This is a genomic window from Geodermatophilus sabuli (assembly GCF_010686765.1).
Lineage (GTDB): Bacteria > Actinomycetota > Actinomycetes > Mycobacteriales > Geodermatophilaceae > Geodermatophilus > Geodermatophilus sabuli_A.
On record NZ_JAAGWF010000010.1, the window covers coordinates 215,945 to 232,337 of the forward strand.

Sequence of the window (16,393 nt, forward strand, 5' to 3'; positions counted from 1 at the left end):
TCAGTCCTCCCGCGCGGCGCCGGCGGCGACCGGCCACTGCCCGGCCAGCAGCGCCCGGGTCTCCCGCAGCACCTCGGGCAGCACCCGGGTCAGCCCGATGACCGGCATGAAGTTGGTGTCCCCGCCCCACCGCGGCACCGCGTGCTGGTGCAGGTGGTCGGCGATCCCGGCCCCGGCCACCGACCCCTGGTTCATGCCGATGTTGAACCCGTGCGCGCCGCTGACCGCCCGCACGGTCCGCATCGCCGCCTGGGTGAACGACCCGAGCTCGGCCACCTCGGCGACGGTGAGGTCGGTGTAGTCGGGCACGTGCCGGTAGGGCACGAGCATCAGGTGGCCGGCGTTGTACGGGTAGAGGTTCAGGACGGCGTAGACGCGCTCCCCCCGGGCGACGACCAGCCCCTCCTCGTCGTCCATCTGCGGGATCAGGCAGAACGGGCAGTCGTGCTCGCCGGTGGGCTTGCCCTCCCCGCGGATGTAGGCCATCCGGTAGGGCGTCCACAGGTGCTCGAAGACCGTCGTCGGCCCGCCGTCGTCGCTGGAGACGGCGACCCGGACGTCCGGCTCGTCGGTGGTCCCGGCACTCATCCGGCCACCAGCGCGTCGGCGGTGGGGTCGACGTTGGCGCGGCTGCCGACCCACTGCGCGATCGCGGTGACCGCCTGGTCGACCGGGACGCCGTTGTGCTGGCTGCCGTCGCGGAAGCGGAAGGACACCGCCCCGGCCTCGGCGTCGGTGGCGCCGGCGATGAGGACGAAGGGCACCTTCTGCTTGCTGGCGGTGCGGATCTTCTTCTGCATGCGGTCGTCGGAGTCGTCGATCTCGACCCGGATGCCCCGGGCGCGCAGCTGCAGCGCCACGTCGGCCAGGTACGGCACCTGCTCGTCGGTGATCGGGATCCCGACCACCTGCACCGGCGCCAGCCAGGCCGGGAACGCGCCCGCGTAGTGCTCGGTGAGGACGCCGAAGAACCGCTCGATCGACCCGAACTTCGCCGAGTGGATCATCACCGGCTGCTGGCGGGTGCCGTCGGCGGCGCTGTACTCCAGACCGAAGCGGGCCGGCTGGTTGAAGTCGTACTGGATGGTCGACATCTGCCAGGTGCGCCCGATCGCGTCGCGGGCCTGCACGGAGATCTTCGGCCCGTAGTAGGCCGCCCCACCCGGGTCGGGCACGAGCTCCAGGCCGGTCTCCCGGGCCGCCTCCTCGAGCACCCGGGTGGCGACCGCCCACTCCTCGTCCGACCCGATGAACTTGGGACTCTCGTCGCGGGTGGAGAGCTCCAGGTGGTAGTCGTCGAGGCCGAAGTCGCGCAGCAGGCCGAGCACGAAGGCCAACAGGTGCCGGATCTCGCCGGGTGCCTGCTCCGGGGTGACGTAGCTGTGCGAGTCGTCCTGGGTGAGCCCACGCACGCGGGTCAGGCCGTGGACGACGCCGGACTTCTCGTACCGGTACACCGAGCCGAACTCGAAGAAGCGCAGCGGCAGCTCGCGGTAGGACCGCCCGCGCGACCGGAAGATCAGGTTGTGCATGGGGCAGTTCATGGCCTTGAGGAAGTACTCGCTGTTCTCCAGCTCCATGGCCGGGAACATCGTGTCCTCGTAGTAGGGCAGGTGCCCGGAGGTCTCGAACAGGCCGCGCTTGCTGATGTGCGGCGTCCCGACGTAGTCGAAGCCCTCCTCGAGGTGCCGCGCGCGGACGTAGTCCTCCATCTCGCGCTTGACGACGCCGCCCTTGGGGTGGAACACGGCCAGCCCGGAGCCGATCTCGTCCGGGAAGCTGAACAGGTCCAGCTCCACCCCGAGCCGGCGGTGGTCGCGGCGCTCGGCCTCGGCCAGCTGCTCCAGGTGGGCCTTGTGCGCCTCCTTGCTCTCCCAGGCCGTGCCGTAGACGCGCTGCAGCTGCGGGTTCTTCTCACTGCCCCGCCAGTACGCGGCGGCCGACCGGGTGAGGCTGAACGCGGGGATGGCGTTGGTGCGCGGCAGGTGCGGGCCCCGGCACAGGTCGGTCCAGACCCGCTCGCCGGTGCGCGGGTCGAGGTTGTCGTACATGGTCAGCTGCGCGCCGCCCACCTCGACGGAGGCCCCGTCGTCCTCGGACGGGGCCTCGCCCCCCTTCAGGCCGATCAGCTCGAGCTTGTAGGGCTCGGCGGCGAGCTCGGCCCGCGCGTCGGCGTCGCTGACCTCCCGCCGGGCGAAGTGCTGCCCCGCGCGGACGATCTCGGTCATCTTCTTCTCGAGGGCGGTGAGGTCCTCGGGGGTGAAGGGCCGCTCGGGGTCGAAGTCGTAGTAGAAGCCGTTCTCCACCGGCGGCCCGATGCCCAGCCGGGTGCCCGGGAACAGTGCCTGCACCGCCTGGGCCAGCACGTGCGCGGTGGAGTGCCGGATCACCGCCCGGCCCTCGGGGCTGGCGGCGGGCACCGGTTCGACCTCGACGTCGGTCTCCGGGGTCCACGCGAGGTCCCTCAGCTCACCGGTGGCGGGATCGCGGACGACGACCGCGCCGTCGGCGCCCTTGAGCGGGACCCCGGCGTCCTTGAGCGCCTGCTGCGCCGTCGTCCCGGCCGGCACCCGGACCGGACCGTCGGCGGTGGGCGAGGGCGGGGTCGACACGGAGGCGCTCCAGGGTGGTGAGGGACGGACCCCCCGAGCCTAGTGCGACCCGGCGCTGCCCCCGGGAGGACGGCCGGACCGGCGGCCGTCCTCCGGCGAGGTCAGGGACCGACCAGCTCGACGGGGTCTCCCGTCCGCACCGTGCCGGCGGAGCGGACCTCGGCGTAGACGCCGAGGCAGTGCTTCGGCGTCCGGGTGACGTGCACCTCGACCTCCCCCAGGCGCAGCGTGCGGCCGACCCAACTGCGTTCGTCCGCCCCGTCGGGCAGGTCGAGGACGACGTTGGCGCGGGGGTCGTCGGCCGAGCACCCCTCGGGCACCTCCCCCGCGGCGGCCCGGTCGACGGCCGCCCGGCTGACCAGGTGCACCGCGGCGGCGCCGGGCTGCGGAGCCCCCGCGCGCGCCAGCCGCACCGGACGGCCGAGCACCGCGGCGAGGGTCGCCGCGTCGGCCTCGCCGTCCCCCGTGGCGACCACCTCCGCCATCGCCGGCGAGGCCTTGACCGTCACCCGCTCGCCGGTGGCCGGGTCGACCACGATCCAGGCCCGATCCCCCGCCAGACCCGCGGGCCCGACCTCGGCCGCGCCCACGGTGCGGCCGGCGAGGCTCTTCACCGGGTAGACGCTCAGCTGCGCCACGGAACCCACGACGTCGGTCACGAGGCGACGCTACGACGGGGCGGGGTGGCGACGCCCGGGGCCCGGCGCCGCAGCCGGCGCAGCTGGGCGTCGAGGTAGGGGCGGGCGCGCCGCTGCCCGCCCTCCCGGGCGATCGCCGCCTCCAGGGCGCCCAGCGCCCGCAGCAGCCGGCCCGGGTCCGGCGCCCAGCCCCGCCGTTCGCACTCCTCCAGCCAGTCCACCGGTGTGCGGTGCCCCCGCTCGGAGTTGCACCGGCGGCAGGCGGCCAGCTCGTTCTCCGGCCAGGAGGGCCCGCCCTTCACCCGGGGGACGACGTGCTCGGTGGTGGGCGGCACGAGGCGGTCGAAGGCGCGGCCGCACCAGGTGCAGGTGCCGCCGTCCCGCTCCAGCACCTGGGCCAGCCGCTCGGCGCGGCCGGGGCGCCGCACGGCGGCGGGCGGGTCGACCGGGGCGGGGCGGCGGGACATCCCCGTCATCGTCCCCCTCGCCGGCGGGCGGCGCCCGGAACACCGGAGGCCCGGCCCGCGTGAGCGGACCGGGCCTCGGCAGGGGGTGGGCGATACTGGGTTCGAACCAGTGACCTCTTCGGTGTGAACGAAGCGCTCTACCACTGAGCCAATCGCCCGCGCGTCTCCACATCCTGCCAGACGCTCACCGCCAGAGCGGCACCCACCCCGGCATCCAGTCGGGCACGCCCATGAGGTGCAGGGTGACCACGAGGACGCCGTAGACGAACGCGGCCGTGACGGCCGCCACCGCCAGGCGCACCCAGATCGGCTGCCGGCCGAGCCAGTCGGTCCAGGCCGTGACGTGCTTCTTCGTGAACTCCAGCAGCCGCTCGGCCCAGAAGAACTCGGTGGCCAGCACGAACAGGCCGGCGATGACGGTGAGCCAGCCCGGGCCGGGCAGGGGGATGGTCGCCAGGCCGACGGCCACGATGAGGCCACCGACGATGCCGACGCCGATCCGGTAGGCGGAGTCCAGCGACCGGCGGGCGGCCAGCCGCTGCCGCCAGTGGGTCTCGGCGATCCGCTCGCGCAGGCTGTGGTGACCGTCCTCGGCGAAGTGCTCGCGCCGCTGGTCGCGGGTCGGGCGACGTCCGCCGGGCGGCGCCACGGTCTCCTGATCGGTCAGCTGGTCACCTCCCCGCTCGCGACGACGTCCGTCGGTGTCGACGGAGCCTGGCGGCCGGGCTCGAGGCTGATGGCGTAGCCGGTGTAGTCGTCGAGCCCGGACGACGCGGAGCTTACGGTCCGGAGGCCCATCTGGGGGGAGATCACGTCGAAGGTGCCCAACGGCACCGGGGCGTCCGCGGTGGTGCCCCAGACCACGTAGGTCTGGTCGTCCACGCTGTTGGCCGACAGCCCGTGGTTCACCACCTGCACCTCGCCGTCGCGCGCGACGACGGTGGCCAGCGGTGCGCCGTCGTCCCCGGACAGCGGGGCGACGGTGGCCCGGCCCGGCGTGAGCAGCCCGTTGACGATCTCGGCCTGCTGCGCGGCGACCGCCTGCGCCCGGTCCCGCGCCGAGCTGAGGACGACGTTCCAGGTGCCGAGGGCGAGGATCGCCGCGACCCCCGCGGCGACGAGTGCGTTGGGCAGCACGCGGCGCCACGGGGTCGGCGGCGGCACGGCGACGACCGGCGCCGGCGGCCGGTGCTCCGGGGCCGGGGGGAGGTCGGTGCGGCGCCGGCCGCCCGGCGCCGCCAGCTCCGCTGCCGGGCGGACCGGCTCCTCCTGCGCGGCCGGTACCTGCCCGGTCTCCTGCACCGCCGCCCGCAGTCGCTCCCGCAGGCGGTCGGGCGGTGCGGCGACCGGCGGGTCGCTCGCCAGCGCGCCCATGACCTCGGTCGTCTCCGCGACGGTGCGACGGCACCGGGGACATCCGGGCAGGTGGGCGGCGAAGAGGGTCTCGTCCTCGGGCTCGAGCGCGGCCAGCGCCCACCCCACGGCCAGCTCGTCGTAGGTCTCGTGCTCGTCCCGCCGCGGCGCGGCGCCCCGGGGGCCGCTCACCGGCCCGTCCCGTCGACCGGTGCCACGTCGTCGAGTGCGCTGCCCGGTGCGGCCGCGGGGCCGCCGAGCTCCTCGCGCAGCCGGCGCATGCCGGCCAGCATCCGCGTCTTGACCGTGCCCAGCGGAGCGCTGGTCAGGGCGGCCACCTCCCGCTGGGTGTACCCGCCGTAGTAGGCGAGGGTCAGCGCCTCGCGCTGGACGTCGGGCAGCGCGCCCAGCGCGCTGCGCACGCTGGCGGAGACGACGCCCCGCCACGCCTCCTCCTCGACGTCCCGGGTGGACGTCGGGAGGTCCAGGGCGAGCTCGTCCTGCGCCCGCCCCTGCCGGCGCCGGTGCGACTCCTCCCGGCGGACCGCGTCCACGGCCTTGTGGTGGACCATCGCCAGCAGCCACGAGCCGACGCTGCCGCGGCTGCGGTCGTAGGCGCCGGGATCGCGCCACACGGCGAGGAAGACGTCCTGCAGCACGTCCTCGGCGAGGGTGTCGTCGGCCAGGATGCGCCGGGCCAGCGTGAAGGCGGGCCGGCTGAAGCGGTCGTAGAGGTCGTCGACGGCACCCCGGTCCCCCGCATGCATGCGCAGCAGGATGTCGGCGTCCGCGGAGTCGTCCGCGACCCGCCGTGCCGGACGGCTCACGGCTCCCATCGTCACACGCGGTCTTCGCTGCCGGGAGCAGAAGCGGTTCAGGACGCTCCCGAAGGGGCACACAAGGGGACGACACGCCCGGGGACGGCCCCGGCGTGACCTCGCTCCAGGAAGGTCGTTGTCCGGAACATGATCAGCCGCTCCGCGCCCGGGTACTCCTGCCCCACGACCCTCCACCTCGTCGGACCGCAGTCCTGGACCGAAGTCCCCGCGTTGCTCCGTTACGACGTCAGCGACCCGTTCGCGGTGCGGATCACGTTCGGTGAGACCGCCGCCGACGAGGAGGACGGCATCTCCTGGCTGCTCGGCCGGGAACTGCTCGCGGCCGGCCTCGACCGGCCCGCCGGCGACGGGGACGTGCGGCTGTGGCCGTCGCGCACCTCCGGCGACGTCCTCTACCTCCACCTCCGCGCCCCCTCCGGCGAGGCACTGTTCGAGGTGTCCCGGGGCACGGTGGCCGGGTTCCTGCAGATGACCGAGAACCTCGTCCCGGTCGGCGACGAGTCCTCGATGCTGGCCGTGGACAGCGAGCTGGCGGCCCTCCTGTCCAACGGTGGCGCCGATCCGACCGGCCGCTGACCCGCGCAGGGGACCCCCCTCCTCGACCCCGTCGAGGCGTCGGTTAGAGTTCTCCCCGTAACACCAACGCGGACGTGGCTCAGCTGGTAGAGCATCACCTTGCCAAGGTGAGGGTCGCGGGTTCGAATCCCGTCGTCCGCTCGGGACCTCGAGTGCTGGTCGCCAGACCAGCGCCGGTGTGCGGTGGAGTGGCCGAGAGGCGAGGCAACGGCCTGCAAAGCCGTCTACACGGGTTCAAATCCCGTCTCCACCTCGGCTCTCGCCGACTGCGGTGGGAGCGGGCCGGCCGGCAGGCCGGATCGGGCGATTGGCTCAGTGGTAGAGCGCTACCTTGACACGGTAGAGGTCACTGGTTCGAACCCAGTATCGCCCACCAGACAGCAGAGCCCCGGGCCGCGGCCCGGGGCTCTGCTGCGTCGCGGGGGCGGGCCGCGGTCAGCGCAGGGCCGGCGCCACGCGCTCGGTCCAGAAGCGGTCCACCTGCGTCTCGAGGCCGGTGAGCGGGCCGCTGTTGTCGAGGACGACGTCGGCGACCGCGCGGCGCTGCTCATCGGTGGCCTGGGCCGCGATGCGGGCACGGGCGTCGTCCTCGGCGACCCCCCGCTGGGCGAGCCGCGCCAGCCGGGTGTCCAGGTCGGCCTCGACCACGAGCACGAGGTCGTAGCGGGCCGACTGACCGGTCTCCACGAGCAGCGGCACGTCCTGGACGACGACGGCGTCCTGCGGCGCCTCGGCGACGAGCTCGGCGGCGCGGGCGCGGACGAGCGGGTGCACGATCCCGTCCAGCCGTGCGCGGGCAGCGGGATCGGCGAAGACGATCGCGGCCAGCGCCGGCCGGTCCAGCGTCCCCTCGGGGGTCAGCACGCCTGCGCCGAAGGCCTCGACGACCGCGGCCAGCCCGGGCGTGCCCGGCTCGAGGACCTCCCGCGCGATCCGGTCGGCGTCGACGACGTGCGCCCCCCGCGCGGCCAGCAGGCCGGCCACCGTGCTCTTGCCCGATCCGATCCCGCCGGTCAGCCCGATCCGCAGCATGCGCGGAGGGTAGTCAGCGCGCGCCCGTGATCACGGACCGGTAACACCCGTCCACCCTGCCCGGCGCGTCGCTCCAGTCACACCAGCCCCGTGGATAACGTCCGCCTCGGCGATCTCCCCCCGCCGAGAGAGGCAGAACCCACCATGTCCCGTCCCGCCCACGCCGCCCCCGCGTCCTCCCCCGCAGCAGCCCGACGCGGGCCCGGCCGGCACCGGTCCGGCCGTCCCGCCGGTGTGCGGTGCAGCGACCTGCCGGCCGTGCGCGCGCGGCTGGAGCGCGCCGAGACGCAGGCGCGTCCGCGCAACGCGTTCATGCGCTGGCTGTCGGCCACCGCACCCGCAGGCCGGCACACCTGGCAGTTCCTCGCCACCTCCGGCGGCCGGCCGCGCACCGCGTTCGCCATCATCCTCAGCCTCTGAGGAAGAACCCCGTCCCACCCGGACGGGGCCGCGGCAGAGGCGGCCGAGAGGCCCGTGGACGTCGTCCGCGGGCCTCTCCTCGTGCCCGGAGGACCACCCGGGGACAGGCCAGAGGCCCAGGACCGGGACGGTCCTGGGCCTCCGACGTCGAGCCGTCTAGCGGGAGGTCACTCCCCGCCGGCCAGCTTGGCCCGCAGGGCGGCGAGCGCCTCGTCGCTGGCGAGGGTGCCGCCGGAGGTGGTCTCCGGACCGGCCTCCACGTCACCGCTGGAGTAGCTGCCGCCGGCAGCCGCCTCGGCGTCCGCTGCGCGGGCGTCGGCGATCTGCTTGCGGTGCGCCTCGAAGCGGGCCTGGGCCTCGGCGTACTGCCGCTCCCAGGTCTCGCGGGCCTCGTCGAAGCCCTCGCGCCACTCCCCGGTCTCCGGGTCGAAGCCCTCGGGGTAGATGTAGTTGCCCTCGGCGTCGTAGGACGCGGCCATGCCGTAGGCGGCCGGGTCGAACTGGTCCTCGTCGCCGACGACACCCTCGTTGGCCTGCTTGAGCGAGAGCGAGATCCGGCGGCGGTCCAGGTCGATGTCGATGACCTTGACCAGGATCTCGTCGCCGACCTGCACGACCTGCTCGGGGATCTCGACGTGCCGCTCGGCCAGCTCGGAGATGTGCACCAGGCCCTCGATGCCCTCGTCGACGCGCACGAACGCACCGAAGGGGACGAGCTTGGTGACCTTGCCGGGGACGACCTGCCCGATCTGGTGCGTGCGGGCGAACTGACGCCACGGGTCCTCCTGCGTCGCCTTCAGCGACAGGGAGACCCGCTCGCGGTCCAGGTCGACGTCGAGAACCTCGACGGTGACCTCCTGGCCCACCTCGACGACCTCGGACGGGTGGTCGATGTGCTTCCACGACAGCTCGGAGACGTGCACCAGGCCGTCGACGCCGCCCAGGTCCACGAACGCACCGAAGTTGACGATCGAGGAGACGACGCCCGTGCGGACCTGGCCCTTGGCGAGCTTGTTGAGGAACTCGCTGCGGACCTCGGACTGGGTCTGCTCCAGCCACTGGCGGCGGGAGAGGACGACGTTGTTGCGGTTCTTGTCGAGCTCGATGATCTTCGCCTCGAGCTCGCGGCCGACGTAGGGCTGCAGGTCGCGGACGCGGCGCATCTCGACCAGCGAGGCGGGGAGGAACCCGCGCAGGCCGATGTCGAGGATGAGGCCACCCTTGACGACCTCGATGACGGTGCCGGTGACGACCTCGTCGGCTTCCTTCTTGGCCTCGATCGTGCCCCAGGCGCGCTCGTACTGGGCGCGCTTCTTGGAGAGGATCAGCCGCCCTTCCTTGTCCTCCTTCTGGAGGACCAGGGCTTCCACCTCGTCGCCGACCTTGACGACCTCGTTGGGGTCGACGTCGTGCTTGATGGAGAGTTCACGCGAGGGGATGACGCCCTCGGTCTTGTAGCCGATGTCCAGCAGCACCTCGTCCCGGTCGACCTTGACGATGACGCCCTCGACGATGTCGCCATCGTTGAAGTACTTGATCGTCTGGTCGATCGCCGCGAGGAAGTCCTCGGCGGAGCCGATGTCGTTGATGGCGACCTGGGGAGTGCTGGAAGGACGGACCTGGGTGGAGGTCATGTGGTCGAGTGCTCCGGACGGGGGGTGCGTAGGGACAGGGAGCCCCGCGGCCGGGTGACCGCAGGGAGCGGGGAGAGCCGGCGCGCGCCGAACCCGATGGGACCAGCACAGACAGACCTCTGGCGCATTCCCATGGTACGTAGCCTGCGGCAATCGGGTCCACCTGGGTCTGCCGCCGTCCCGAGGGTGCGGCGTGTCACGATCGGCGTGTCATGAGCGGCCCGAGAAACCTCCCCCTCGGCAGTGACGGCTACCCGGCTCCCAGCGGGGTGTCCCGCCGGCCGGCGGGCGCGGCGGAGTCCGCCCGCGCCAACCGTCGCTGGTGGGACGCCGCGGCCCCCGCCTACCTGGCCGAGCACGGCCGCGACCTGGGGGACGTCGACTTCCTGTGGTGCCCGGAGGGTCTCCGGGAGGGCGACGCGCACCTGCTGGGCGACGTCGCCGGGCGGCGGGTGCTCGAGGTGGGCTGCGGATCGGCGCCGTGCGCGCGGTGGCTGCGCCGCGCGGGGGCCGACGTCGTCGCGCTGGACCTGTCCGGCGGGATGCTGGCCCGGGCCGCCCAGCTCAACCGCGCCACCGGCATCGACGTCCCGCTGGTCCAGGCCGACGCCGGCGCGCTGCCGCTGGCCTCCGCGAGCGTGGACCTGGCCTGCTCGGCCTACGGCGGGCTGCCCTTCGTCTCCGACGTCGGGACGGCGCTCGCCGAGATCGCCCGCGTGCTGCGTCCGGGGGGCCGCTTCGTGGCGTCGGTCAACCACCCGATGCGCTGGCCCTTCCCCGACTCCCCCGACCCCGAGGACCTGCGGATCGTCTCCTCGTACTTCGACCGGCGGCCCTACGTGGAGACCGACGACGACGGCCGGGCGGTGTACGTCGAGCACCACCGCACCGTCGGCGACTGGGTCCGGGCCGTCGTCGGCGCCGGCCTCGTGCTCGAGGACCTGGTCGAGCCCGAGTGGGCACCGGGCCGCACCCAGGAGTGGGGGCAGTGGTCCCCGGCCCGCGGCGCGCTGGTGCCGGGGACGCTCGTCCTGGTCACCCGCCGCGCCTGAGGAGCATCGACCTCAGGTCGAGGGTGAGCCCGCTGTGGCCGTACCGATCCACTCGGCGACCAGGGCCCACGACTCGGCGTTGTTCGCCTCGGCCGCCAACCCGTGCCCGTTGCCGCGCACCCCGTGCGCGGCGAGCTCCAGGTGGTCGACGCGCGCGCCGCCGTCACGCAGGTGGGCCACCGTGGCCCGGTCGGCAGCCAGCCGGCCGGAGGCCTCGCCGGTGACCACGCACACCGGGAGGCCGGCCAGCCGGGTCGGTCCTCCGGCGGCGGACCGGGCGAGGGGAACCGCGGTCAGCCCGTCGGACAGCCGGCCCAGCGGACCCAGCTCCAGGTAGGGCGGACCCAGCGGCTCCAGGGCCACCACCGCCGTCACCAGGCCGGGGGCGCGGTCGGCGGCCAGCCAGGCGGCCGGCGCACCGGCGGACGCCGCGACGACGACGGCCGGTCCGGTGCGGAGCAGCAGGTCGACGAGCCGGCGGGCGTCGAGGTCCTGCCCCAGTGCCATGTCCAGCAGCAGCCCCGAGGACGAGGCCACCTGCGCGTCGGCGTGCGGTGTGCCCGCCGTCCGCGCCCAGGGCCAGGCGGTGTGCGCGGCCGCGCGCTCGCCGTCACGGGGCACCAGGAAGTCCAGCCCCGCGTGGTCGGGGAACGGGGTCCGCAGCCCGAGGCGCGCCGGGTCCCAGGGCGAGCGACCGTGCCCCGGCCGGTCGAGCAGGTAGACCGGGTGGCCGTCCCGGACGGCCAGCTCGGCCCATCCCGCGTCGGCGCCGGTCGTCCCCAGCCAGTCGGTGGACTGGCTGCCCCCGCCGTGCACCAGCACCAGCGTCGGCCGGCCGGCCGGCTCGGCCGGCGCCTCCCACTGCACCCACGCCGGGCCGAGCTGCCAGGGACCGCGCTCGTCCTCCCGCAGGTCGCCGGGCAGCCAGAAGGCACCGCGCCGCCGGTGCGCGGGGACGGCGTCCTCGTGCGGCGCCCGGGCACCGGCGGCCCGCTCCACGCCGTCGGCCGCGGTCACCGGGCGCCGATCAGCGACGGCGTCTCCATCGCCTTGGTCGCCATGAGCCGCGCGATCAGCGCCTCGCGGTCGGAGGCCAGCCGGCGCAGCCCGGCCAGCTGTCGCTCCAGCTCGTCCGGGTCCCCCGTGTGGAAGATCATCTTCTTGATCGCGGTGGCCACCGGGTCCACCATCTCGACGAAGACCCGGCGCCGCTCGCGGGCGTAGGCGTCCAGCACCGAGTCGTCGGCCGCGCCGTGGACGACGGCGGCCAGTGCCTCGGTGAGGACGAAGGTGTCGAACAGGCCGCCGGTCAGGCCCAGCCCACCGGAGGGGTTCGTGACGTGGGCGGCATCGCCGGCCAGCAGCACCCTGCCCTCGCGGAAGCGGGGCACGACCCGCTGGTGCATGCGGTAGGGAGCCCACTCCACGACCTCGACGTCGTCCGGCGTGGGCAGGACCGCCCGGTGGAACGCCGGCATCCGCGCGAGGACGCCGTCCTCGGGCTGGTCCACGGACTCGCAGTAGGTGTAGCGCCACAGCCCCGGCCCGCCGCTGTCGTCGAGCTTGGCGACGACCGCCCCGTAGACGTCGTCGACGATGAAGGTGTTCTGCGCGAAGCCGTGCTCGCCGAACGGGTAGCGGATGTTCGTGGCCACGAAGCGCTCGGGCCAGGTGAACCCCTCGAACGGCAGCCCGAGCGCGGCGCGGACGGCACTGGAGGCCCCGTCGGCGCCGATCACCCACGCGGCGCGGAAGGTCTCGGCGCCGGACGGGGTGTCGACCGTGAGCGTGACGCCCGCGTCGTCCTGCATCACGGCGCGGACGGCGTGCTGCCACAGCACCCGCACGGACGGGTGGGCGGCCAGCTCGTCGAGGGCGAGCTGGACGAGGGCTCCCTGACCCAGGTGCAGGTTGTAGGGGCGGGCGACCAGCCCCTCGAGGGAGTCGAGGCCGAAGCGCACCCGCTCGCCGGTGCGGTGGGCCCGGTACTCGTAGTCCTGCTTGAGGAGACCGCGGGCCGCGGCCTGCTCGTAGATGCCGAGCCGGTCGAGGCCCTCCAGGACCGCCCAGTGGTAGATCGCCGCCCGTGGCGACCAGGACACCCCGGGAGCGCGGTCGAGCACGGTCACCGGGACGCCGGCCCGCGCCAGCCCGAGGGCGTTGAGGATCCCCACCGGCCCGGCGCCCACCACCAGCACTGCGTCGTCGCTCATGGCCTGGACGCTGCCCCTCCCACCCACGGCGATCAACCGCGCGTCCGCCTGGCGGCAGAGAGGACCCCTTCCTCCCCACCACTGGCACGCTCGCGGCGGGCCCTGGAGGGGCCGCTCAGTGGGCGGCGGCGTCCCAGCTGGCCCCGAAGCCCACGGAGACCTCCAGCGGGACCGAGAGCTGGGCGGCGCCGGCCATCTCCCGGCGGACCAGCGCCTCCAGGGTCTCCCGCTCGCCCGGGGCGACCTCGAGCACCAGTTCGTCGTGGACCTGCAGCACCATCCGCGACCGCAGGCCCTCGGTCGCGATCGCCTTCTCCACGCCCAGCATCGCGACCTTGATGACGTCGGCCGCGGAGCCCTGGATGGGGGCGTTGAGCGCCATCCGCTCGGCCATCTCGCGGCGCTGCCGGTTGTCGCTGGTCAGGTCGGGCAGGTAGCGGCGGCGGCCGAGCGTCGTCTCGGTGTACCCGGTCTGCCGGGCGTCGTCGACCACGCCGTCGAGGTAGTCGCGGATGCCCCCGAAGCGCTCGAAGTAGGCGTGCATCTGGCCGCGCGCCTCCTCGGGGGTGATCCGCAGCTGCTGCGCCAGGCCGTAGGCCGACAGCCCGTAGGCCAGGCCGTAGCTCATCGCCTTGATCCGGCGGCGCATCTCGGGGTCGACGTCCTCGATCGGGATGTCGAAGGCCTTGGACGCGACGAAGGAGTGCAGGTCCTCCCCGGACATGAAGGCCTCGATCAGGCCCTCGTCGCTGGAGAGGTGGGCCATGATCCGCATCTCGATCTGGCTGTAGTCGGCCGTCATCAGCGACTCGTAGCCGGCCCCCACGACGAACGCCTGGCGGATGCGGCGGCCCTCGGCCGTGCGGATCGGGATGTTCTGCAGGTTCGGGTCGGTCGAGGACAACCGGCCGGTGGCGGCGATCGTCTGCTGGAACGTGGTGTGGATCCGCCCGGCGTCGTCGACCATCGGGATCAGGCCGTCGATGACCGTGCGCAGCCGGGTGACGTCCCGGTGGCGCAGCAGGTGCTCGAGGAACGGGTGGCCGGTGGCGGCCAGCAGCGAGGTCAGCGCCTCGGCGTCGGTCGTGTACCCGGACTTGATCTTCTTCGTCTTGGGCAGGCCCAGCTCGTCGAACAGCACCGCCTGCAGCTGTTTGGGCGACCCGAGGTTCACCTCGCGGCCGATCACCGCGTAGCACTCGGCCGCGGCGTCGGCGACGCCCTCGGCGAACTCCTGCTGCAGCTGCAGCAGGAAGTCCAGGTCCGCGGCGATGCCCCGGTACTCCATGGCGGCCAGCACCCGCGTCAGCGGCAGCTCGATCCCGCCCAGGAGGGCGTCGCCGCCGCGTTGGCCGAGCACGCTCTCCAGCGCATCGGAGAGGTCGTTGACCGCGACGGCCTTGAGGACGTCGGCGTGCGCGGCCTCGCGGGCGACGTCCTCCTCCGAGGGGCCCATCCCGTCGAGGGTGAGCTGGGCGTCGGGAGCGGCGTCGTCCTTGAGCTCGCGGCGCAGGTAGCGGACGGCGAGGTCGCCGAGGTCGAACGAGCGCTGGCCGGGCAGGGCCAGGTAGGCGGCGAGCGCGGTGTCGCTCACCATGCCCTCGAGCTCCCAGCCGCGGGCCCACACGGCCAGCAGCGGCCCCTTCACCTCGTGCACGACCTTGGGGGTGGACGGGTCAGCCAGCCAGGCCGCCAGCGCCTGCTCGTCGGCGACGTCCAGCCCGGGGCCGAGGTCGACGAACGTGGTGTGGTCGTCGGCCGCGGCCAGCGCCAGGCCGGTCAGCTCACCGGTCCCCCGCCCCCAGGTGCCGCGGAAGACGACGCCGGTGCGCCCCGTCCGGGCGTGCGCACCCAGCCAGTCGGCCAGCCCGCCCGCGGGCAGCTCGTCGACGGTGACGTCGAAGCCCCCCTCGACCTCCGGCTCGGCGCTGGTGAGGGTGGCGAACAGCCGGTCGCGCAGGACGCGGAACTGCAGGTTGTCGAAGAGGGTGTGCACCTCGTTGCGGTCCCACGCGCGGACGGCGAGGTCGGCCGGGCCCAGCTCCAGCGGCACGGCGCGGTCCAGCTCGGTCAGCAGGCGGTTCTGGAGCACCGAGGACAGGTGCTCGCGCAGCTTGTCGCCGACCTTGCCCTTGACGGTGTCGACCTGGTCGACCAGCGCGTCCAGGGAGCCGTACTCGCGGACCCACTTGGCCGCCGTCTTCTCCCCCACGCTCGGGATGCTGGGCAGGTTGTCGCTGGGGTCGCCGCGCAGGGCGGCGAAGTCCGGGTACTGCGCCGGGGACAGCCCGTACTTGGTCTCGACCTCCTCCGGCGTGAACCGGGTGAGGTCGGAGACGCCCTTGCGGGGGTACAGCACGGTGACGTGCTCGTTGACCAACTGGAGCGCGTCGCGGTCGCCGGTGCCGATCAGCACGTCCATGCCCTGCTCGACGGCCTGCACCGTGAGGGTGGCGATGACGTCGTCGGCCTCGTAGCCCTCGGCGGTGATGACCGGCACCCGCAGTGCGCCGAGCACCTCCTGGATGAGGCTGACCTGGCCGCGGAAGTCCGTCGGGCTCTCGGTGCGGTTGGCCTTGTACTCGGCGTAGATCTCGCTCCGGAACGTCTTGCGGCCGACGTCGAAGGCGACGGCGAGGTGCGAGGGCTGCTCGTCGCGCAGGATGTTGATGAGCATCGACGTGAAGCCGTAGACCGCGTTGGTCGGCTGCCCGGTGGTCGTGGAGAAGTTCTCCACGGGCAGCGCGAAGAACGCGCGGTAGGCCAGCGAGTGGCCATCGAGGAGGAGCAGCCGGGGGCGGACTCCCGGCGTGGCGGGGGCGGCGTCGACGGCGCTGGGCGCGGGAGCGGACATCGGGGCCCAGCTTAGGGGCGCCCACCGACACCCCAGCAGGGCGCGACGGGCGGGCCCAGGCCGCTGGTTACCGTGCCGGGGTGACCCTCGCCCGACCCGACTGGCTCCCCGCCGGCCACTCCAGCCCCCTCGACGACAAACTGGGCATCGAGATCACCGACTACGACCCCGACCACCTCGTCGCCCGGATGCCCGTGGACGGCAACCAGCAGCCGATGGGGCTGCTGCACGGCGGGGCGACGTGCGCGCTCGTGGAGACGGTCGGCTCGTGGGCCGCCGCGCTGGGCGCCGGTCCCGGCCGCCGCTGCGTCGGGGTGGAGCTCAACGTCAGCTACCTGCGCGCGGCGACCTCCGGCGTCGTCACCGCGGTCGCCACGCCGGTCCGGCGGGGACGCACGCTGGCCACCTTCCGGGTGGAGGTCAGCGACGAGCGGGGACGGCCGACGGCGACCGCGCGACTGACCTGCATGCTGTCCTCCACCTGAGCCGCAGCGGCCCTCGACGGCACCCGGCGGCGCACCACCCGATGGGATGACGAGGCGCCACGGCGTGTCGCGGAAAGGTCACAGCTCACCGCTCGGCGATCGGCTGGCAACAGAGGCGGGTTAGGGTCCTGCCCACTCAGACGCCAGGGAGGTCGAGTGACGCACGCTCCAGACCGGGTTCGACGCCGCGGTCGACGGTCCGGTCCGGGGGACCCCCG

At 74.0% G+C, this 16,393-nt stretch carries 16 protein-coding genes and 4 tRNA genes; 7 read left to right on the forward strand and 13 right to left on the reverse strand.

The window, feature by feature from the left end; genetic code table 11:
* From GCU56_RS11500 to GCU56_RS11535, 8 genes are all read right to left on the reverse strand, one after another.
* Positions 1-588: an HIT family protein gene (locus GCU56_RS11500; RefSeq protein WP_163481859.1), complete on the reverse strand. Its 588-nt coding sequence runs from the start codon at positions 586-588 to the stop codon at positions 1-3.
* Positions 585-2,612, reverse strand: coding sequence for a threonine--tRNA ligase (gene thrS, locus GCU56_RS11505; RefSeq protein ID WP_163481860.1), 2,028 nt, complete (start codon positions 2,610-2,612; stop codon positions 585-587). Before thrS ends, GCU56_RS11500 begins: the two co-directional genes overlap by 4 nt.
* Positions 2,613-2,713: 101 nt before the next feature.
* On the reverse strand, positions 2,714-3,271 hold the full coding sequence (locus GCU56_RS11510; protein ID WP_345771784.1) for an MOSC N-terminal beta barrel domain-containing protein: 558 nt from the start codon (positions 3,269-3,271) through the stop codon (positions 2,714-2,716).
* Positions 3,268-3,717 carry an HNH endonuclease gene (locus GCU56_RS11515; RefSeq protein ID WP_163481861.1) on the reverse strand — a complete coding sequence of 150 codons (450 nt, stop codon included), beginning with the start codon at positions 3,715-3,717 and terminating at the stop codon, positions 3,268-3,270. Before GCU56_RS11515 ends, GCU56_RS11510 begins: the two co-directional genes overlap by 4 nt.
* Positions 3,718-3,803: 86 nt before the next feature.
* Positions 3,804-3,875: transfer RNA gene (locus GCU56_RS11520), tRNA-Val, on the reverse strand.
* A gap of 26 nt (positions 3,876-3,901) precedes the next feature.
* The gene (locus GCU56_RS11525; protein WP_345771785.1) at positions 3,902-4,366 is read right to left on the reverse strand and encodes a TIGR02611 family protein; all 465 of its coding nucleotides are present in this window, start codon (positions 4,364-4,366) and stop codon (positions 3,902-3,904) included.
* Positions 4,367-4,380: 14 nt separating this feature from the next.
* On the reverse strand, positions 4,381-5,262 hold the full coding sequence (locus tag GCU56_RS11530) for an anti-sigma factor domain-containing protein (RefSeq protein ID WP_163481862.1): 882 nt from the start codon (positions 5,260-5,262) through the stop codon (positions 4,381-4,383).
* Complete coding sequence (locus GCU56_RS11535; RefSeq protein WP_163481863.1) at positions 5,259-5,897, reverse strand: sigma-70 family RNA polymerase sigma factor; 639 nt, start codon at positions 5,895-5,897, stop codon at positions 5,259-5,261. Before GCU56_RS11535 ends, GCU56_RS11530 begins: the two co-directional genes overlap by 4 nt.
* A 138-nt stretch (positions 5,898-6,035) precedes the next feature.
* On the opposite strand from GCU56_RS11535, the gene GCU56_RS11540 reads away from it, so the two are divergent.
* The 4 genes from GCU56_RS11540 to GCU56_RS11555 all read left to right on the forward strand — a co-directional run bounded on the left by GCU56_RS11540 (position 6,036) and on the right by GCU56_RS11555 (position 6,861).
* A complete protein-coding gene (locus GCU56_RS11540; RefSeq protein WP_163481864.1) occupies positions 6,036-6,485 on the forward strand; it encodes an SsgA family sporulation/cell division regulator in 450 nt (149 codons plus the stop codon).
* A gap of 68 nt (positions 6,486-6,553) precedes the next feature.
* A tRNA-Gly gene (locus GCU56_RS11545) sits at positions 6,554-6,626 on the forward strand.
* Between the two features lie 41 nt (positions 6,627-6,667).
* Positions 6,668-6,738: transfer RNA gene (locus GCU56_RS11550), tRNA-Cys, on the forward strand.
* A gap of 48 nt (positions 6,739-6,786) precedes the next feature.
* A tRNA-Val gene (locus tag GCU56_RS11555) sits at positions 6,787-6,861 on the forward strand.
* 59 nt (positions 6,862-6,920) lie between these two features.
* Here GCU56_RS11555 and coaE read toward each other — a convergent pair.
* Positions 6,921-7,517 carry a dephospho-CoA kinase gene (coaE, locus tag GCU56_RS11560; RefSeq protein WP_163481865.1) on the reverse strand — a complete coding sequence of 199 codons (597 nt, stop codon included), beginning with the start codon at positions 7,515-7,517 and terminating at the stop codon, positions 6,921-6,923.
* Positions 7,518-7,775: 258 nt separating this feature from the next.
* Here coaE and GCU56_RS23940 point away from each other — a divergent pair, with 258 nt between their 5' ends.
* The gene (locus tag GCU56_RS23940; protein ID WP_239522094.1) at positions 7,776-7,937 is read left to right on the forward strand and encodes a hypothetical protein; all 162 of its coding nucleotides are present in this window, start codon (positions 7,776-7,778) and stop codon (positions 7,935-7,937) included.
* A gap of 167 nt (positions 7,938-8,104) precedes the next feature.
* On the opposite strand, the gene rpsA is transcribed toward GCU56_RS23940, so the two are convergent.
* Positions 8,105-9,571, reverse strand: a complete 1,467-nt coding sequence (gene rpsA, locus GCU56_RS11570) for a 30S ribosomal protein S1 (protein WP_163481867.1) — start codon at positions 9,569-9,571, stop codon at positions 8,105-8,107.
* 212 nt (positions 9,572-9,783) lie between these two features.
* Here rpsA and GCU56_RS11575 point away from each other — a divergent pair, with 212 nt between their 5' ends.
* Positions 9,784-10,623 carry a class I SAM-dependent methyltransferase gene (locus tag GCU56_RS11575; RefSeq protein WP_163481868.1) on the forward strand — a complete coding sequence of 280 codons (840 nt, stop codon included), beginning with the start codon at positions 9,784-9,786 and terminating at the stop codon, positions 10,621-10,623.
* 12 nt (positions 10,624-10,635) lie between these two features.
* Here GCU56_RS11575 and GCU56_RS11580 read toward each other — a convergent pair whose 3' ends face one another.
* The 3 genes from GCU56_RS11580 to polA all read right to left on the reverse strand — a co-directional run bounded on the left by GCU56_RS11580 (position 10,636) and on the right by polA (position 15,690).
* On the reverse strand, positions 10,636-11,640 hold the full coding sequence (locus tag GCU56_RS11580) for an alpha/beta fold hydrolase (protein WP_163481869.1): 1,005 nt from the start codon (positions 11,638-11,640) through the stop codon (positions 10,636-10,638).
* A complete protein-coding gene (locus tag GCU56_RS11585) occupies positions 11,637-12,836 on the reverse strand; it encodes an FAD-dependent oxidoreductase (RefSeq protein ID WP_163481870.1) in 1,200 nt (399 codons plus the stop codon). The genes GCU56_RS11580 and GCU56_RS11585 overlap by 4 nt, the downstream gene beginning before the upstream one ends.
* Before the next feature lie 115 nt (positions 12,837-12,951).
* Positions 12,952-15,690 (reverse strand): DNA polymerase I, encoded by a 2,739-nt coding sequence (gene polA, locus GCU56_RS11590; RefSeq protein WP_163481871.1) that lies wholly within the window; start codon positions 15,688-15,690, stop codon positions 12,952-12,954.
* A gap of 80 nt (positions 15,691-15,770) precedes the next feature.
* Between polA and GCU56_RS11595 the strand changes: the two genes are divergently transcribed.
* Positions 15,771-16,175 (forward strand): hotdog fold thioesterase, encoded by a 405-nt coding sequence (locus GCU56_RS11595; RefSeq protein WP_163481872.1) that lies wholly within the window; start codon positions 15,771-15,773, stop codon positions 16,173-16,175.
* Positions 16,176-16,393 lie beyond the last annotated feature (218 nt).